Origin of the sequence: Shewanella sp. 10N.261.52.F9 (assembly GCF_041471165.1) — a bacterium.
In the GTDB taxonomy this organism is placed as follows: domain Bacteria; phylum Pseudomonadota; class Gammaproteobacteria; order Enterobacterales; family Shewanellaceae; genus Shewanella; species Shewanella marinintestina.
This window is the reverse complement of the sequence record NZ_JBFRNX010000004.1, coordinates 55,445-73,099: the sequence shown is the minus strand read 5'-3', so window position 1 is coordinate 73,099 and position 17,655 is coordinate 55,445. Positions and strand designations below refer to the sequence as shown.

Below are 17,655 nucleotides of genomic sequence, written 5' to 3'. Positions count from 1 at the left end.
CTAAAAATAATAAATAGGAAGCGAGTTAATGAAGTTTAAGTTGGATAAAGCCCTATCGTTAGTAGCTGTTGGTGTTTTAAGTGTACTTCAAGGCGTTCATGCAGCGCCTGTTTATGAGATTATCAATATTGATAATTATCCTGATGTACAAAACGGCGATTATGATTTAAATGGCACCATAGATAACACTCGAAATGGCTATGGTATGGCTGTTAACAGCAGTAATGAAGCCGTTGGTGCTGCAAAGGGTAAAAAGAAACTGACCGTTTCTGAAGAAGACGATGGCGTTATTGATATTGAAGATGGCGTAGCTGATTCCGAAACGATTACTTATTCGGTCAATCTTCCAATTATTGCCAACAATTACACCTTTAACTCTATTGGTAACGCGTGGGTCCCAACATTTGAAAGTGTAAATGGAACCACTGCACCAACCTTCCCAGAAGATGAATCGGCTGTTAACTCCGTCGATACTTTTTTCTATGACATTAATGATAGTGGGCTTAAAGTCGGTGCCATGACAGGTAAGGAACAAACGCTTCCTTATGTGGGTGACCGAGAAGATCAAGATTTCTGGTACTACCGCGAATATGAACAGCGTGGCTTTGTTAAGTCAGGTAGTGATGCCGAGGTTGCGTTGCTTCCGCCTTACTCACAATATGTTTATAAAGAAGGTGAGTCAGAAGAGCAAACAATTACCGTTGGTGGTTTTTCTAGCGCCGCATCAGTCAATAATAATGGTTTAATCACAGGTTATGCCAGTACCGATATTAGTGAAAATAGTGCCGGTAAAATCGACTCTTGTGTAAGTAATAATAGCGAAACTAAACCTCAAAATATCTGTATTCAAGATTTACAGTTTCCCAACCAATATGGCTATAGTGACGTTCAATATCAGATCCGTGGTTACGTTTGGCAATATGATGCAGGAGCGGTTACGGCAACAATGCTACCGCTTGGTCTTGAAGTTACCAATGATTCAGTTTTTAGCGCACAAGGCTTAGGCATTAACAACGAAGGTCAAGTTGCCGGTCGTTCTTATGTTTATCGAGATAATGATAAAGATAGACTTTATTACGATGCTGCATATTGGACTAAAGATGCTGCTACTGGTGAGTATAAATACAACTGGGTAGATGTTGATGAAGCTCGAGATGTATATTCATCAATTGCTTATGATATTAATGATAACGGTATTCTAGTCGGCAGTTACAATAAGTATATCAATGGCTATCGCCGTGATAAGTTTTTCTATTTTGATACTAAAAGTCCAGAAACACCACTCGTTACTCCTAATGACTTTTACGATAATTTGTCTGACTTAAGTAGTCGTGGCCGTGATATTAACAATCTGGGCCAAGTTGTCGGTTATATTGAGACGACACATGATAAAGAAAAGCCACGTCCAAAAGCGGGTTTCCTTTATGATTTGCCTAAAGATGAGTTTAGTAATCTAAATGACTTACTAACGTGTGAGTCTAAAGGCTATAAGCAAAATGACAAAGGTAATTGGGAAAGAAACCTAGTTGAAGTGACTGACGGTGACGGCAAAACTCTAACCTATAAAAGTGACATCTTAGTTGTTGAAGCAAATAGCATTAATGAAGATGGTACGATTGTGGGTACAGCGTTCATCCGTAAGCCATCTTATAAATTTGATGACGATGGTAACTTGGTGATAGGTGATGATGGTAAACCATTCTTTCAGCTAAATGGTAATGGCGATCCGGTTACTTCATACTTACCGAGAATGGTTATTCTGCAGCCTAATAGTACATCAGGTGCTGAAGCTTGTACCGTTGTTGATGATGACGATACTGATGAAAACTATGAACGCAAGGGCGCAGCGAGCTTTGCATGGCTTTTAGCATTGCCATTATTGTGGTTTAGACGTCGTATTAAATAACTAGCACAATAACTTAAAAAATCGAGGCAAATAGTCTCGATTTTTTTTGAATTAAATTTGTAATAATTCTCAATAGCTTAAAAAATAAGCATGCTAAAGTCAGTTTTTTGTGATTGATCTCTGTTCAAAAAAGCTTTATCAATGGAGGTGAAGCGATAGCTTCTTTTGGTTATTGAAGAGAGGATGCTTGCATGAAAAGACAGAAAAGAGATCGATTAGATAGAGCTTTTTCTAAAGGTTTTCAAGCTGGAATTGGCGGCCGTTCGAAGGAGATTTGTCCATATTCGACACTTGATTCTAAATCACAGTGGCTTGGCGGGTGGCGTGAAGGCATTGATGGGCGAGTGAGTGGATTATTTAATAAATAACACTTTTCACCTACTTTGATTAATTTTGTATTTTTATCACGGAATTGTTAAAAGCAGCATTTTTGCCCTCTAATACAGAGGGCATTTTATTATATTTTTAGCGGCTAAAAGCTGGTGGTATCGGTAAAAATCCCGACTTTAAGATCTTTAGCGCTGTAGATTTCACGGCCGTCAACTTCCATTGTCGCATCGGCAATGCCCATAACCAATTTACGATATACTTTACGCTTAATTGTAAGTTTGTACGTGACTTTTTTAGCTTCAGGTAAGACTTGACCGGTAAACTTTACTTCACCAACACCAAGCGCACGACCTTTGCCTAATGCGCCTTCCCAGCCAAGAAAGAATCCAACAAGTTGCCACATAGCATCTAAGCCTAAACAACCTGGCATTACAGGATCGCCAGCAAAGTGACAGTCAAAAAACCATAGGTCTGGGTTAATATCTAGCTCTGCAACAATTTCACCTTTACCAAACTCACCACCGTCAGCATTAATTTTTAATACGCGGTCGATCATCAACATATTGTCTTTCGGCAATCTCGGAGAATTAGGTTCGAATAATTTGCCAAGTCCACAGGCAACAAGGTCTTCTTTAGTAAAACTGTTTGCGTAACTCATTATTTTTTATACTCCAGCAATTTGAGCTGCCAAGGTTAGCGAACACGTGTACGCTAAACAACTCCGATCAGCTAGAAAATCTTAATTTATCGACTAATCTCGCAAAAAGGCTACGTTCTTCGTCTTGATAACCAGCAAGGCTTTCCAAGCGTGATTGCACTAAACCATAAAGAGATTCATCTGGAAATTGATTATCCTCATCTGGGCTACCAGCGGGTGTTTGCATTAAAATCTCTACTGCTTCATCGATATGTTTAACTTGGTACAACGTAAATAATCCAGCATCTACAGCATCGATAACATCTTGATGCAGGTTTAGCTGCTGCATATTAGAGCAGGGAATTATGACGCCCTGATGACCCGTTAATCCACGACGTTTACAGAGTTTAAAGAAACCTTCGATTTTTTCGTTTACGCCACCAATAGCCTGTACATTTCCAAATTGGTCTATGGCCCCTGTAGCGGCAAGGCTTTGGTTAATTGGTTTTTCTGAAATCGCTGATATTAAACAGCAATATTCAGCCAAAGAAGCACTATCTCCGTCAATCTCTTGGTAAGATTGTTCAAATACAATATTTGCATTTAAATGCAGAGGGGCATCTTTACCAAAAATACGGTAAAGGCACGCAGATAAAATCATCATGCCTTTTGCATGAATATTGCCACCTAACTCAGATTTGCGTTCAATATCGGCAACTTCACCGTCTCCATAGTGGACGGAAGCGGTTATACGTGCTGGTTCGCCATAGCTAAACTCCGCATTTTCAATAACGGTTAACCCATTTATCTGGCCAACCATTTCGTCCTGAGTGGGCAGATTGATAAATAAATCATCAAAATTCTGTTCAGATAGTCTCTCTGATGCATTATGACGTTGATTTACCATGTTGATACTGTGAGCGAGGGTTTGCTCAGATATTTTTTCGCTTTGGCCATATGCTTTAGCTTGAGCTAACAAATGTTCTATATTGGTACTCATTAAACTTAAGCGTTGCTGGTGATCTGCAAGTTTCGCGCTAAATTGTAATAACAGAGTTAAGGCTCCGTCGTCGAGCTCTACTTTGATATGGTTAAGTATCCCTGCTAACCAGTGGCAATAATCCAATACTGAGTGCTCAGATAAATCCATTTCGTTAATCAGCTCACCCAGCAATGGGAAGTGACGTGAAAAGCTCGGTTCTCCCAACCAGCAACTGCCATATTGATGGCTTGAACCAATCAGGATGATTTTACATTTTAGCGGGATTAGCGGTAGTTTTGAGTGAGCCTGATATGCTTGCTTATCGAGGATGTCGAGGAGCAGATCCCATAAGGTTTCGCGCTTCCACAATGAGTCAGCGCAAATAAACAGCAAATGACAGCTCGCAAGTAATCCAGCTGTATAGTTTTTGCTACTAGGATCGTATTGACCAATTAAGTCTGATTTGCGAATTGCTCCAGATAAATATCCATGGCTAAGTGTTTTGTTGGTAAGTACTGTGTCGCCGACATTTGTCGTTGCTTGCCAATGGGTTTGCCCTTGTTGATCTAATATCAAACTTTGCGCTATAAATTGGCCGTGATTTTTAACTAATGACTCAATGATACGTTTACGATTGCAGCCAAAATACTCGGCCAAATACATGTGCTGGTTTTCTGTGGCGCATAGTAAATTAAATGCATCAATAGTCCGGACTTGAGCGAGCAAGTCTGCTTTTGCACTAGATGTAATAACCTGTTTAGCTGGAAGAGTAAAACGAGGAATAAGCGCTGAAGCAGGAATAACGTTTGAGTTCATATAAGTGTATGGCAATTTTTAGTAGCACGATACTAGCACATTTTTTAATTGCCTTTGATAGATAACGTTATATAACTGATGTAAAAGCGGGTGCATAATAATTAGTATCAGCTGTTTTTCGTTTAAACCTCCGCCAAATTGTGTGCTTATTGAGCGTCGTTATGTATTTACCGGTATTTTTAAGGTAAATAGGTTTACTTCATAAGAGAAAAACCATAGTATTTACATCGCTCGGAGAGATGGCAGAGTGGTCGAATGCACCGGTCTTGAAAACCGGCATGGGTTTATAGCCCATCTAGGGTTCAAATCCCTATCTCTCCGCCACATTTAGAAAAGGCAGCCTATGGCTGCCTTTTTGCTTTTTTAGCTAAGTCAATGATTTTGAAAAGTATTAACTCTAGTCAATCTCGTTGATTTCAGACAAATTTATCTTTCTTAATCCCTTTTTTTGCGATAAATTAACCTTTATAACATTATTGATTCTAACTTCACTTTATGAGGTTGAATTAAGCATTAAAAGGTAAGGCAACTTTGATCTCTGTATATTTAGTTGATGACCATGAGCTAGTCAGAACCGGTATTCGACGGATCCTTGAAGACGAGCGTGGCATTAAGGTCGTGGGTGAAGCCGGTGACGGTGAAACGGCAGTACAGTGGTGCCGTAAAAATGAAGCCGATGTCATTTTAATGGACATGAATATGCCAGGGATTGGAGGGTTGGAAGCTACGCGTAAGATCCTGCGCTTTCAAGCTCATGCCAAAATCATCGTGTTAACAATTCATACAGAAGATCCATTCCCTACTAAAGTTATGCAGGCAGGGGCCTCTGGTTATTTAACTAAAGGCGCAACTTCCCCTGAAGTATTACAAGCTATTCGCCAAGTTGCACACGGCCAACGTTATCTATCTCCAGAAATCGCGCAGCAAATGGCACTAAGCCAGTTTAATCAATCAGAAGAGAATCCGTTCAAAACACTGTCTGAGCGTGAGTTGCAGATCATGTTGATGATTACTAATGGTGAAAAGGTCAGTGAGATCTCTGAACAACTCAATTTGAGTCCAAAAACGGTAAACAGCTATCGCTATCGATTATTTGCTAAATTGGGGATCGGTGGAGATGTTGAGCTGACTCGTTTGGCGATTAGATATAAAATGCTTGATACGGGACAATTTTAATCAAAATCGACATCTTTTATGCCTGAGCAATTTAATGCCGAAAATTTCCTAAAAACAGTCACATCTTCTCCTGGCGTATACCGTATGTATGACGCCAAGAGTGTGGTTATTTATGTAGGAAAAGCAAAAGATTTGAAAAAGCGGCTTTCTTCTTACTTTCGTAAAAATCTTGGTAATGTAAAAACTCAGGCACTTGTGTCTCATATTGCTAATATTGATGTCACGGTGACACATAGTGAAACTGACGCATTAATTCTAGAAAATGATTACATCAAGCAGTACATGCCTAAATACAATGTATTGCTTAGAGATGATAAGTCTTATCCATATATCCTACTAAGCAGTCACAAACATCCTCGGTTAGCATATCATCGTGGCCCAAAACGAGATAAAGGCCAATATTTCGGTCCATATCCTAATGGTGGTGCGGTTAGGGAAAGCTTGCACCTTATGCAAAAGCTCTTTCCTATTCGGCAATGTGATGATCTTTATTATAAATCTCGTTCTCGCCCCTGCTTACAATATCAAATTGGTCGTTGCTGTGCGCCTTGCGTGGATCTAGTGAGTAACGAGGATTATCAGGAGCAAGTTAGGTTAGCATCATTATTTTTAAAAGGTAAAAATAGTCAAGTGATGTCGGTCCTTGTTGAAAAAATGGAGCAAGCTGCAACCGACATGGCTTATGAACAAGCTGCTTTATATCGTGATCAAATAACCGCTTTACGTCGAGTGTCTGAGCAGCAGGAAGTATCCAATGCCTCTGGAGATATGGATGTGATCGGTGCTTATTATGCTTCTGGAGTGGCTTGCTTCCATCTACTGTTTATTCGGGAAGGTAAAATATTTGGTAGCCGCAGTTATTACCCTAAAGTACCGGTCAATACCGAAGTCACCGAAGTTTTACGAGCATTTATGTTGCAGTTTTATTTGAACTCGGATAGTCAACGTCTAACACCCAAAGAAATTCTAATCAGTGAAGTATTTGCAGAACAGCAAGAGCTAGCTGCTGCGATACAAACGGCACAGAACAAGAAAGTTGAGATAAAAACTCAAGTTAGAGGTGAGCGCGCCAGTTTTCTACGCTTAGCTCTAACCAACGCGACTAATGCAGTTAATACACGTTTATCACATAAGAATACTGTTGAGCAGCGTTTCTTGTTATTAGAAGAAGCTATTGAAGCAAGTAACAAGATCCAGCGTATGGAATGTTTTGATATTAGCCATACTATGGGGGAGAGTACAGTTGCATCTTGTGTCGTATTTAATAGAGAGGGGCCAAGTAAAGCTGACTATCGTCGTTATAATATTACAGGGATCACCGGAGGAGATGATTACGCTGCAATGAAACAAGCCATCAGTCGACGCTTTGACAAAGTGACTGATAAAGGAAAAGTTCCCGATATTTTGTTTATTGACGGTGGTATTGGCCAGTTGAGAATTGCGCAAAAGGTGGTTGATGAAAAGTTCGTAGCACTAGATAACGCTCCGACATTGATTGGCGTTGCAAAAGGGGAAGGGCGAAAGCCTGGACTAGAAACATTGATTTATGGTGAGAACGAAGAGTCATTCACTTTACCTGCAGATTCAGGTGCTTTACATCTTATTCAGCATATTCGCGACGAGTCCCATCGATTCGCAATAACAGGACATAGAAATAAACGCCAAAAAACTCGTAACACATCAACGTTGGAATCTATTGCTGGTGTGGGTCCGAAAAGGCGCAAAGCATTACTGCAATATCTTGGTGGTTTACAAGAAGTCAAAGGTGCAAGTGTCTCTGAATTGGTAAAAGTACCCGGTATTAGCCTAGAAATGGCACAAACGATACATGATGCATTGCGAGGGTAACAAAATTAAGGCAAGATTGGCGCTGCTTTTGACTAATAGGTCCTACAATGCCGTTTAACATTCCTATTGCGTTAACACTTTTCAGGTTATTACTGTTACCTGTTTTTGTTGTGCTTTTTTATATACCTGAACCCTGGTCTCCTTTTGCTTCGGCATTTGTTTTTTGGTTAGCAGCGGTAACTGATGCGCTAGATGGTTATGCTGCACGAAAATTAAAGCAGTCGACTCGTTTCGGTGCGTTTCTAGATCCCGTTGCAGATAAGATCATGGTAACGACTGCCTTAGTGTTATTGATTTCTGAGTACAGCAACATTTGGCTGACGTTGCCAGCATTAATTATGATTGGCCGCGAGATTGTGATTTCAGCATTACGCGAATGGATGGCTGAAATTGGTAAAAGAGGAGCTGTTGCTGTTTCATGGATTGGTAAATATAAAACGGCAGCGCAAATGGTGGCTATTACTGGGTTAATTTGGCAACCAAATGAATTTCTGACAAATGTCGCCTACGCACTGTTTTATGTTGCGGCAGTTCTTACTTTATGGTCGATGATGAGCTATATTTTGGCCGCGTGGAAAGATCTGACGGCTGAATAGAGTGTTAAAACACCGAAGAGATCAATAAGTGGTCAAACGGTCTTTTATCGATAATTATAGCGTTGACTCTTGGTAATTAATCGGTAGAATGCCATCTCGTAGTCAAGGAGAGCATACTAAGCACTAGCTTGATTACGGTTTAAATTGAAATGCGACATTAGCTCAGTTGGTAGAGCGATACCTTGCCAAGGTATAGGTCATCGGTTCGAACCCGATATGTCGCTCCAATTTAAAGTATGGCGCGATGGCAGAATGGCTATGCTGCGGATTGCAAATCCGTCGATCTCGGTTCGACTCCGGGTCGCGCCTCCATAAATAAGAATTTGGTGAGTTTCCTGAAAATTGAAACAGTATTGGTACCGACAATACGTATCATCAAAATCAAAGAGTTTGCCCGTGTGGTGGAATCGGTAGACACAAGGGATTTAAAATCCCTCGCTGAATAAGCGTGCCAGTTCAAGTCTGGCCACGGGTACCATCTTCTATTGAAGAGTGATAAAACCAGCCTAGAGCTGGTTTTTTTACGTCTAAAATTTAGTGCCATAATAATCTCACTATTTACGCATAGCAAAAATTCCCTCGAACTCTTCACAAAGTAACGCGTGCCAATTCAAGTTTAGCCACGGGTAGCCTTGTTAAGGCCTCCGCACCATTTTTTTGTTTCTATAAGGCGCGAATGGACTAATGCGTTTAATCTGAGCAATAAATTCCTTGTACTCTTAAAAAGTAACGCGCGGCAGTGCATGTCAGGCGCAGACTCGTATTAGAAAGTCTATGCTTAAACAGCAACTTTCAGATTGTTTTATGCTTTGTATCTGTTCTACATTTGTTTACCTGTGGGTCATTAGGAAACTTCGCATAAATGCAATTGATAAAATTTCAATGATGATAAAGACTACAACTTTATCTATTTATGCATAAATTTAATACAATAATGAGCAGGGAAAGTTGAGGTTTGACTTAACGTTACCATGTTATTTATTGGATATAAGTTGGGTGTAGTATGAATAAACAAGCTAAGGGGTTCACTCTGGTTGAATTGGTCGTTGTGATCATTGTTCTGGGAATTTTGGCGGTTACTGCGGTACCTAAATTTATAAACTTAAGTGACGATGCACATGACGCATCTATCAAAAGTGCATTTGGTAGTTTTAGTTCAGCGGTTAAGCTTTACCATAGTTGCTGGCTAACATCAGGAAAGAGTGGCTATGAAATGGATTTAGCTTGTTATGGAGAGGGGGATTTAGATTCTTCTGTCACAGGGTATCCTTTAGGGATTGATACGTCTACTAGTCAGAATGGTACTCGTCTTCAAGGTGCGTTTTGCAAAGAGATCTGGCAAGGACTGCTTAAAAACGATGATTACAACCTAGAAAGCCACGGTAATAACACGTTTGATAAAGGGGATGATATTATTTATTGGTATTCAGGTGGTGATCTAAGTGACTCAGATACATATTGTTATTATAACTATATTGCTGATGATAGGAGCCAAGGAGCCGATAATTGGCAATTAAAGTATTACCCGGCAACAGGCCAGACTAGCATTGGTCAAAGTGCTCTTAGTTTTTAAATTAATTGTATAAGCTTATTAATTTAAGAAGCTTGTTATTTAGTTCTTCGAAAAATTTGCTTACCTAAATTTTTAAGCCGTCATATACAAAACACAATTGTTTGCCATACTTAAAATAGCAATATTGAAGGGAGGCAAAATGCGATTTGGTAGTATGATATGCTGGTTAGGTTTGATATCTATTTGCTTTACAAGCCATGCTGATGAGCGGCTTACACGTGCTCAAAATATGCTGTATCAACAGGTGTCCTTAATTGCTTTGGTTGATCAAGATGAGCAATTTGAGCGATACAAGACCAAATTGTTAAAAAGTCAGCTTTCTCAAACTCAGTTAAAGCAAATTGAAATGCAAATTGCTGATTTTTGGAGCCAACGTAATTTACCCATTAGAAATGGAGCTGTGAGCCAATCAGCCGATCCGTTTATAAGAGCTATGGCACTTGAGCCGCAGCTGGATGGATATTTGCATATTCAAAATCGTATCCGTCACTTACAGTGGTTAGCAGAGCAAGACTGGTGGCAACCTATCAGTATCTCTAAGTTGATTAGGCCAGGGATGAGCGACCCCGCAATTCCATCGATCGTTAAACGATTATGGCTGTTGGGCGATTCGAATAGCTCAGCAAAGAGCACTAATCAGTTAGATCCTTCAACCGCAACTTCTTTAAAACGTTTTCAGCGTCGACATGGTCTACAGCCCGATGCAGTCATCGGGCCTGAAACGATAAAGTGGTTAAACGTAACACCCAAACAAAGAGCTTCGATGTTAGCTAATAACTATATTGAGCGCGCAGAGTTTATGGCTCAACGTTCGCACCGTTTTTTAGTTATCAATATCCCTGCATTTGAAATGGAGCTATTTAATAATGGTCGTGTAGAGCTTGCCTCTAGGGTCATTGTTGGTAAACCTTATCGCCCAACTCCATTATTGAGTAGTGCAATATCGAATGTAGTGATAAACCCTAGCTGGCGAGTGCCTAAAAAGATTCTATACAACGACTTGTTACCTCAAGTTAGAAAAGACGGTAACTACATCAATGAGCGTAACTTTGACGTCTACGATAGAGACGATAATCAAGTATTAAGAACCGCCGAACAATGGAGTGATTTGGCTAAAGGGCCGTTTCCCTTCCGGTTTGTACAAAGGCCTGGAGTAAATAATACTTTAGGGCGCTATAAGTTCTATTTTCCAAATGATCACAGTGTGTACCTGCATGACACCGTCGATCCTAAGCTATTTCAACTTAGTAATAGAGCCTTGTCTTCTGGTTGTATTCGTGTTGAAAATGTTGAAGGTTTAGCCAATTGGATGGCAGCGAATTTAGTAAAAGATAAGCAAACCTGGGTTGATAGACATAGAGATCGAAAACGTACCCAGTGGTTTGCACTCAATTCAAAACTCAATGTGCACTTAGTTTATTGGACAGCTTGGTTAGATGAGTCTAATCAAGCTCAGTTTAGAAATGATATCTACCAAATGAACACCAAACCAAATGCTTCCCCCCCCGTCAGTGCTCAAATCAACGACTTATAAAGCAGATACTGCTAATTTAGCATGATTGCTTGATTTCTGTTTTTCTACAGGTTAATTTGCCTGCCAGTTGTTGGAAAAGTAGTCAGTGGTGGATGTGTGTCAGTAGTATGTAGCTCGCGTAGACATTTATTATTAGGCTTAGGTGGTGTAGCAATGTTTTCAATGTTGCCTTCAAAAGCCCAAGCAAGTCGTTCAACGAAAGGAGTTAGAAGCTTAGGTTTCTATAATCGTCATACAGGTGAACGTGGGCATGGAAGCTACTGGATTGATGGTGATTATCAAAATGAAATTCTGACGGATTTTAGTCAGGTGCTTAGAGATCACCGACTAAATGAATCTGCGCCAATGGATAAAAGACTGTTTGATTTTGCTTTTCAGCTAACAGAGTCTTTGAGTTTTGAAGATGAGTTGCATATTATTTCCGGTTACCGCTCACCAAAGACCAATGCTATGCTTGCTAAAAAAAGTAATGGTGTGGCGAAGAAGAGCTATCACATGAAAGGGATGGCATTAGATTTAGCGTTACCCGGAGTTAAACTTGCACAAATTCGTGAAGCGGCGATTGAATTGAAGCTTGGTGGAGTTGGTTATTATCCAAATTCTGGCTTTATTCACATAGATACTGGACCTGTAAGAAATTGGTAGTAATTTTATCCATTAATATATCCAAATCGCGCGTCATATACTTTGTACGTATAAATATTCTGTGTTAGAATCCGCCCGCTTTAAACAAAGTCATGGTTGGTCGAAAATCGTGACTTTATTATATTATTATTTTTATTAAGTGAGTTTACTATGTCTTATACTATCGCTGCACAAGTTCGTACAGAAATCGGGAAAGGTTCGAGCCGCCGCCTACGTCACGCTAAGAAAGTTCCTGGTGTTATCTACGGTCCAGGTAAAGAAGCTATCTCTATTGTTTTTGAACACAAAGATATCATCAACATTCAAGAGAACCAAGATTTCTACACTTCTGAGCTAACTATCGCTCTAGAAGGTAAAGACGTTAAAGTTCGCGTTCAAGACATGCAACGCCATGCGTTCAAGCCAATGATCGAACACGTTGACTTCAAATTCGCTTAATCTAAGCTGATTTGATAAAAAGCGCCTAATAAGGCGCTTTTTTTATGGCTCAATGGTACCAATATTGGCTGTTATTCTTCATTTTTTTCAGGGCAAGCTGCTATTAGGCTTGTGTTGCCGTCATCATAGAGTTCTAGTTTGACATCGAAGCCCCACAAACGATGCAGGTGTTTAACGACTTGATGGCAAGTATCAGCTAGGGGGATCCTTGAGTTAGGTATATAGCGTAATGTTATCGAGCGATCGCCACTGACTTCTACATTTTGAACCTGAATGTTAGGTTCCAAGTTGGATAGGTTATACTGCTGCGACAGTTTTTCTCTGATCTCTTTATATCCAGCGTCATCGTGGATTGCTGAAACGCTAATATGGTTTCTTCTATCATCATCAAGAATAGAGAAAAGCTTAAATTGCCTAATAATATTTGGCGATAGATATTGGCTAATAAAGCTTTCATCTTTGAAGTTTTCCATAGCGAAGTGCAGGGTCGTTAACCAATCACTACCTGCGATTTCTGGAAACCACTCTTTATCCTCTTCGGTAGGGTTTTCGCAAATCCGACGAATATCGACAAACATATTAAACCCCAAAGCATAGGGATTTATGCCACTGTAATAAGGGCTGTTATAGCTTGGCTGAGCAACCACGTTAGTGTGGCTTTGTAAAAACTCCAACATAAACCGGTCAGTAACTAAGCCTTCATCGTAGAGGTGGTTTAAAATGGTGTAGTGCCAAAAGGTAGCCCAGCCCTCATTCATAACTTGAGTTTGTTTTTGTGGATAAAAGTACTGCCCCATCTTGCGGACAATTCTAACTATTTCACGTTGCCAAGGTTCCAAAAGTGGCGCGTTTTTTTCAATGAAATAGAGAATATTTTCTTGTGGTTCAGCAGGAAAGTTCACTTTTTCCTGCTTAGCTTCCTCTTGCGGTGAATCAGGAATCGTGCGCCAAAGCTCATTTACTTGGCTTTGCAAATAAGCCTCTCTATCTTTCTGGCGCATCTTTTCTTCTTTGAATGATATTTCGCTAGGGCGCTTATAACGGTCAACACCATAACTCATTAATGCATGACAGGAGTCAATAATGCTTTCAACTTTCTCAATTCCATATAGCTCTTCACATTCACTGATGTAGTTTCTAGCAAACACTAAGTAATCGATTATAGAACTGGCATCAGTCCAAGTTTTAAAAAGGTAGTTACCTTTAAAGAAACTATTATGACCAAAGCTAGCATGGGCCATGACTAAGGCTTGCATCGTAATAGTATTTTCTTCCATTAAATAGGCGATACACGGATCGGAGTTAATAACAATTTCGTAAGCTAAACCCATTTGTCCACGCTTATAGCCTTGCTCAGTTTCAATAAACCTTTTACCAAACGACCAGTGTGTGTAGCCAATCGGCATGCCTATTCCTGCATAAGCATCCATCATTTGTTCGGCAGTAATAACTTCAATTTGATTTGGGTAGGCATCTAAACGATAGATCCCTGCAACTCGCTCAATTTCGGTTAAGTAGGTTTGTAGTAGATCGAAGTTCCAATCTGGGCCATCGTCTAGTGGTGTTCTTTTATTTGGAGTATCCATAGCGCCTCCTAAACAGCCTGCTTTTTAAATAGTTCTCTAAATACAGGATATATATCTTCAGCCTGTTTTATATGTTGTACTGCGATGTTGTCATGAGACTTTTGCAGATCTTCATACTCTCGCCATAGTGTTTGATGAGCGCGGTTAGTGATCTCTATGTAGCTGAAGTAGCGAACGACTGGCAATAGCTTCTTCTCCAGTAGTTCATGGCAAGAAGGGGAGTCGTCTGCCCAATTATCACCATCAGAAGCTTGGGCTGCATAGATATTCCACTCATTTTCTGGGTAACGTTTTTGCTGGATCTCGTGCATTAGTTTCAAAGCACTCGAAACTATGGTGCCACCTGTTTCTTGCGAATAGAAGAATTCATGTTCATCTACTTCTTTTGCCTGGGTGTGATGACGAATGTACACAACATCTAAGTTTTTATAGGTACGAGTTAAAAATAGATACAATAGAATGTAAAAACGTTTTGCCATGTCTTTTGTGGCCTGATCCATAGAGCCGGATACGTCCATCAAACAAAACATAACCGCTTGGCTAGATGGTACTTCACGTTTTGCATAATTGTTATAGCGTAAATCGAATGTATCGATAAAAGGAACTTTTTTAATCCGCTGTTTAAGATCGATTATTTCAGCTTTTAACGCCATGATTCGTTCAGCATCAGAACCGGGTTTATTTTCCAGTTGGTCAAGTTCATTCTCTAATTGAGATAACTTGTTTTTTTTGGTTGAAGTCATTGCCGTTCTGCGGGCAAGTGACGAACGTAGTGATCGCACGATATTGATATTGGCAGGCACTCCGTCGTTGGTAAAACCTGCTCGATATACTTGATATTCAACAAGTTTGTTTAAACGGTTATTTTGTAGGTTAGGTAGCTCAAGATCTTCAAATAACAGCTCTAAATATTCATCTTTTGAGATCTCAAATACAAAGTCATCTTGGCCTTCGCCGGAATCAGAGGCCTCTCCTTGACCTGCACCTTGCCCCTGACCCGACGGTGGACGCTCTATTTGATCGCCTCGAGCAAATTTATCATTGCCGGGATGAACTCTTTCTCTTACTCCACCACTTCCTTGGTGAAAAGTGGGTTCACTAATGTCACGTGTTGGGATACTAATTTTTTCGCCTTTATCGACGTCCGTAACACTACGACGTGTAACTGCATCGCTAACAGCTTTTTTAATTTGCTTTTTATAACGATTAATAAAGCGTTGTCTATTAACGGTACTTTTACCTTTAGCATTAAGCCTTCTATCAATAAAACTTGTCATGCGCACCTCCTAGCCAAATGGGGGGGAGCAAGCTCCCCCTTGGGCTTTTTAAGAAGACTTTCTTACTCTCAAGTACCACTCTGAAAGCAGTCTTACTTGTTTTTGGGTGTAGCCTTTTTCCATCATTCGATTCACAAAGTCATCGTGTTTACGTTGATCATCTGTTGAGGTCTTGCCATTGAAAGAAATCACAGGTAATAGATCTTCGGTATTTGAAAACATCTTTTTCTCAATTACCGTTCTAAGTTTTTCATAGCTTGTCCATAGCGGATTCATGCCTTCGTTGTTAGCACGTGCGCGAAGCACAAAGTTAACAATTTCATTTCTAAAATCCTTTGGATTGCTTATTCCTGCTGGCTTTTCTATTTTTTCTAGCTCTGCATTCAATGCTGCTCTATCAAATAGCTGGCCTGTTTCAGGATCTCTATATTCTTGATCCTGAATCCAGAAATCAGCATAGGTGACGTACCTATCAAAAATATTCTGACCATATTCTGAGTAAGACTCTAAATAAGCGGTTTGGATCTCTTTACCAATAAACTCAACATACTTTGGAATGAGGTAACCTTTTAAAAACTCTAAGTAGCGCTCAGCCATTTCTGTTGGGAATTGTTCTTGCTCGATTTGACGCTCTAATACATAGAATAGGTGAACCGGGTTAGCGGCAATTTCGGTATGGTCGAAATTAAATACCCGCGACAAGATCTTAAAGGCAAAACGGGTAGATAGCCCCAACATGCCTTCATCGACACCAGCATAGTCACGATACTCCTGATAAGACTTAGCTTTAGGATCGGTATCTTTCAAACTCTCACCATCGTAGACTCGCATTTTTGAATAAATTGATGAGTTTTCAGGCGCTACAACTCTTGATAAAACAGTAAATTGTGCCAAGGTTTCAAGCGTACCAGGAGCACACGGGGTATTGGCGAGTTCAGAGTTGCTGAGTAGTTTTTCGTAAATACGAACTTCTTCTGAAATTCTTAGGCAATAAGGTACTTTTACAATGTAAACCCTGTCTAAGAAAGCTTCATTAGTTTTATTGTTTCTGAATGTGGTCCACTCTGACTCGTTGGAGTGAGCTAGAATGATCCCACTAAAAGGCAGTGCAGATAAGCCTTCTGTACCGTTGTAATTACCTTCCTGAGTTGCTGTTAGTAGAGGGTGTAACACCTTAATAGGTGCTTTAAACATCTCCACAAACTCCATCATGCCTTGGTTAGCACGACATAATGCACCTGAATATGAATAGGCGTCGGCATCGTGTTGTGCATAATGCTCTAGCTGACGAATATCTACTTTACCTACAAGTGATGAAATGTCCTGATTATTTTCATCTCCAGGTTCGGTTTTAGCGATAGCTAATTGATCAAGAATAGAAGGATAAACTTTAACGACTTTAAACTTAGAAATATCACCGCCAAACTCGTGTAAGCGTTTTACAGCCCAAGGTGACATGATTGTTTTCAGATAGCGGTCAGGAATATTGTATTCTTGCTTAAGAATGTCGCCGTCTTCATCTAAATTAAATAAACAGAAAGGGTGATCATTAACAGGGCTTCGGACACCGTCCGCGGTTAATACATATACTGGAACATCTTGCATCAAGGCTTTTAGCTTCTCCGCAAGAGATGATTTACCACCACCGACAGGTCCAAGTAAATACAAGATCTGTTTAGACTCTTCTAAGCCTTGAGCTGAATGTTTAAGGTAAGCCACGATTTGTTCAATGGCTTCCTCCATGCCGTAAAAATCTTTAAATGCTGGATATCGTGAAATTAGCCGATTTGAAAACAGTCGGCTTAAAACCGGATCCTTGGAGGTATCAATGACTTCTGGCTCGCCAATGGCCGTTAATAGTCGCTCTGCTGCAGATGCATAGGCACTGCGGTCTTGCTTACAGATTTTCAAAAAGTCTTCTAACGAATACTCTTCGTCTAGTTTTTTCTCATAGCGCTGTTGGTAATGCTCAAATATACTCATAACCGGCCCCCTGAAACGCACAAATGATAAGATTAGAGATAAATATTCTTTACCTCCTATCTTTAATCTTAGTCGTAAAATGAGACCTCTGTAGTAAAAAAGTAAATAAAAACAAAGAGAAATAGTTGCATTTGCAATAGTTGCAGTTGATATTTTTAAAATCAAACAAAAATGAGCAAGCGCTATAGATGTTGGTTTCCCGAGTCATTTTTATTCTTCTAAAAATAAACTGTTTCAAGAATCGATACCGAGTGCTTTTTGGCGTAAGGGAAATTAATGACAGCTGGAAGCTGCTTAAAATACTATCTAGAAAGCAGAAAGCAGAAAG

The 17,655-nt window shown here is 39.9% G+C and carries 14 protein-coding genes and 4 tRNA genes; 13 read left to right on the top strand and 5 right to left on the bottom strand.

Annotated elements, in window-relative coordinates; translation table 11 throughout:
* Positions 1-28: 28 nt before the first annotated feature.
* Together AB4298_RS03285 and rmf are read left to right on the top strand one after the other, a co-directional pair.
* Complete coding sequence (locus tag AB4298_RS03285; protein ID WP_248998490.1) at positions 29-1,906, top strand: DUF3466 family protein; 1,878 nt, start codon at positions 29-31, stop codon at positions 1,904-1,906.
* A 191-nt stretch (positions 1,907-2,097) separates the two neighbouring features.
* On the top strand, positions 2,098-2,274 hold the full coding sequence (gene rmf, locus AB4298_RS03280; protein ID WP_220781850.1) for a ribosome modulation factor: 177 nt from the start codon (positions 2,098-2,100) through the stop codon (positions 2,272-2,274).
* Positions 2,275-2,378: 104 nt separating this feature from the next.
* Here rmf and fabA read toward each other — a convergent pair whose 3' ends face one another.
* The gene (gene fabA / locus AB4298_RS03275; RefSeq protein ID WP_220781851.1) at positions 2,379-2,894 is read right to left on the bottom strand and encodes a bifunctional 3-hydroxydecanoyl-ACP dehydratase/trans-2-decenoyl-ACP isomerase; all 516 of its coding nucleotides are present in this window, start codon (positions 2,892-2,894) and stop codon (positions 2,379-2,381) included.
* A gap of 67 nt (positions 2,895-2,961) precedes the next feature.
* Positions 2,962-4,671 (bottom strand): S16 family serine protease, encoded by a 1,710-nt coding sequence (locus AB4298_RS03270; RefSeq protein WP_371985734.1) that lies wholly within the window; start codon positions 4,669-4,671, stop codon positions 2,962-2,964.
* 233 nt (positions 4,672-4,904) lie between these two features.
* Here AB4298_RS03270 and AB4298_RS03265 point away from each other — a divergent pair.
* From AB4298_RS03265 to rplY, 11 genes are all read left to right on the top strand, one after another.
* Positions 4,905-4,995: transfer RNA gene (locus AB4298_RS03265), tRNA-Ser, on the top strand.
* 207 nt (positions 4,996-5,202) lie between these two features.
* Positions 5,203-5,847, top strand: coding sequence for a UvrY/SirA/GacA family response regulator transcription factor (gene uvrY / locus AB4298_RS03260; protein WP_248948097.1), 645 nt, complete (start codon positions 5,203-5,205; stop codon positions 5,845-5,847).
* Between the two features lie 18 nt (positions 5,848-5,865).
* Positions 5,866-7,695, top strand: coding sequence for an excinuclease ABC subunit UvrC (uvrC, locus tag AB4298_RS03255; protein WP_248998492.1), 1,830 nt, complete (start codon positions 5,866-5,868; stop codon positions 7,693-7,695).
* A 47-nt stretch (positions 7,696-7,742) separates the two neighbouring features.
* Entirely contained in the window at positions 7,743-8,291 is a 549-nt protein-coding gene (pgsA, locus tag AB4298_RS03250; RefSeq protein WP_248998493.1) for a CDP-diacylglycerol--glycerol-3-phosphate 3-phosphatidyltransferase, read from the top strand.
* Between the two features lie 151 nt (positions 8,292-8,442).
* Positions 8,443-8,518 (top strand) — tRNA-Gly (locus AB4298_RS03245).
* An 11-nt stretch (positions 8,519-8,529) separates the two neighbouring features.
* Positions 8,530-8,603, top strand: a tRNA-Cys gene (locus AB4298_RS03240).
* Positions 8,604-8,683: 80 nt separating this feature from the next.
* A tRNA-Leu gene (locus AB4298_RS03235) sits at positions 8,684-8,769 on the top strand.
* 525 nt (positions 8,770-9,294) lie between these two features.
* Positions 9,295-9,864 (top strand): prepilin-type N-terminal cleavage/methylation domain-containing protein, encoded by a 570-nt coding sequence (locus AB4298_RS03230; protein ID WP_371985733.1) that lies wholly within the window; start codon positions 9,295-9,297, stop codon positions 9,862-9,864.
* Positions 9,865-10,003: 139 nt separating this feature from the next.
* A complete protein-coding gene (locus AB4298_RS03225; RefSeq protein WP_371985732.1) occupies positions 10,004-11,398 on the top strand; it encodes a L,D-transpeptidase family protein in 1,395 nt (464 codons plus the stop codon).
* Positions 11,399-11,494: 96 nt separating this feature from the next.
* Positions 11,495-12,043 (top strand): peptidoglycan L,D-endopeptidase MepK, encoded by a 549-nt coding sequence (gene mepK / locus AB4298_RS03220; protein WP_527251181.1) that lies wholly within the window; start codon positions 11,495-11,497, stop codon positions 12,041-12,043.
* Between the two features lie 150 nt (positions 12,044-12,193).
* Entirely contained in the window at positions 12,194-12,481 is a 288-nt protein-coding gene (rplY, locus tag AB4298_RS03215; protein ID WP_202722036.1) for a 50S ribosomal protein L25, read from the top strand.
* Positions 12,482-12,552: 71 nt separating this feature from the next.
* Here the strand turns inward: rplY and AB4298_RS03210 are convergent, their stop codons facing one another.
* From AB4298_RS03210 to AB4298_RS03200, 3 genes are read right to left on the bottom strand one after another with little or no spacing between them, the layout of a single operon-like run.
* Positions 12,553-14,067, bottom strand: coding sequence for a SpoVR family protein (locus AB4298_RS03210; RefSeq protein WP_371985731.1), 1,515 nt, complete (start codon positions 14,065-14,067; stop codon positions 12,553-12,555).
* Between the two features lie 8 nt (positions 14,068-14,075).
* The gene (locus AB4298_RS03205; RefSeq protein ID WP_371985730.1) at positions 14,076-15,344 is read right to left on the bottom strand and encodes a YeaH/YhbH family protein; all 1,269 of its coding nucleotides are present in this window, start codon (positions 15,342-15,344) and stop codon (positions 14,076-14,078) included.
* 48 nt (positions 15,345-15,392) lie between these two features.
* Positions 15,393-17,327, bottom strand: a complete 1,935-nt coding sequence (locus AB4298_RS03200) for a PrkA family serine protein kinase (RefSeq protein ID WP_248998499.1) — start codon at positions 17,325-17,327, stop codon at positions 15,393-15,395.
* Positions 17,328-17,655 lie beyond the last annotated feature (328 nt).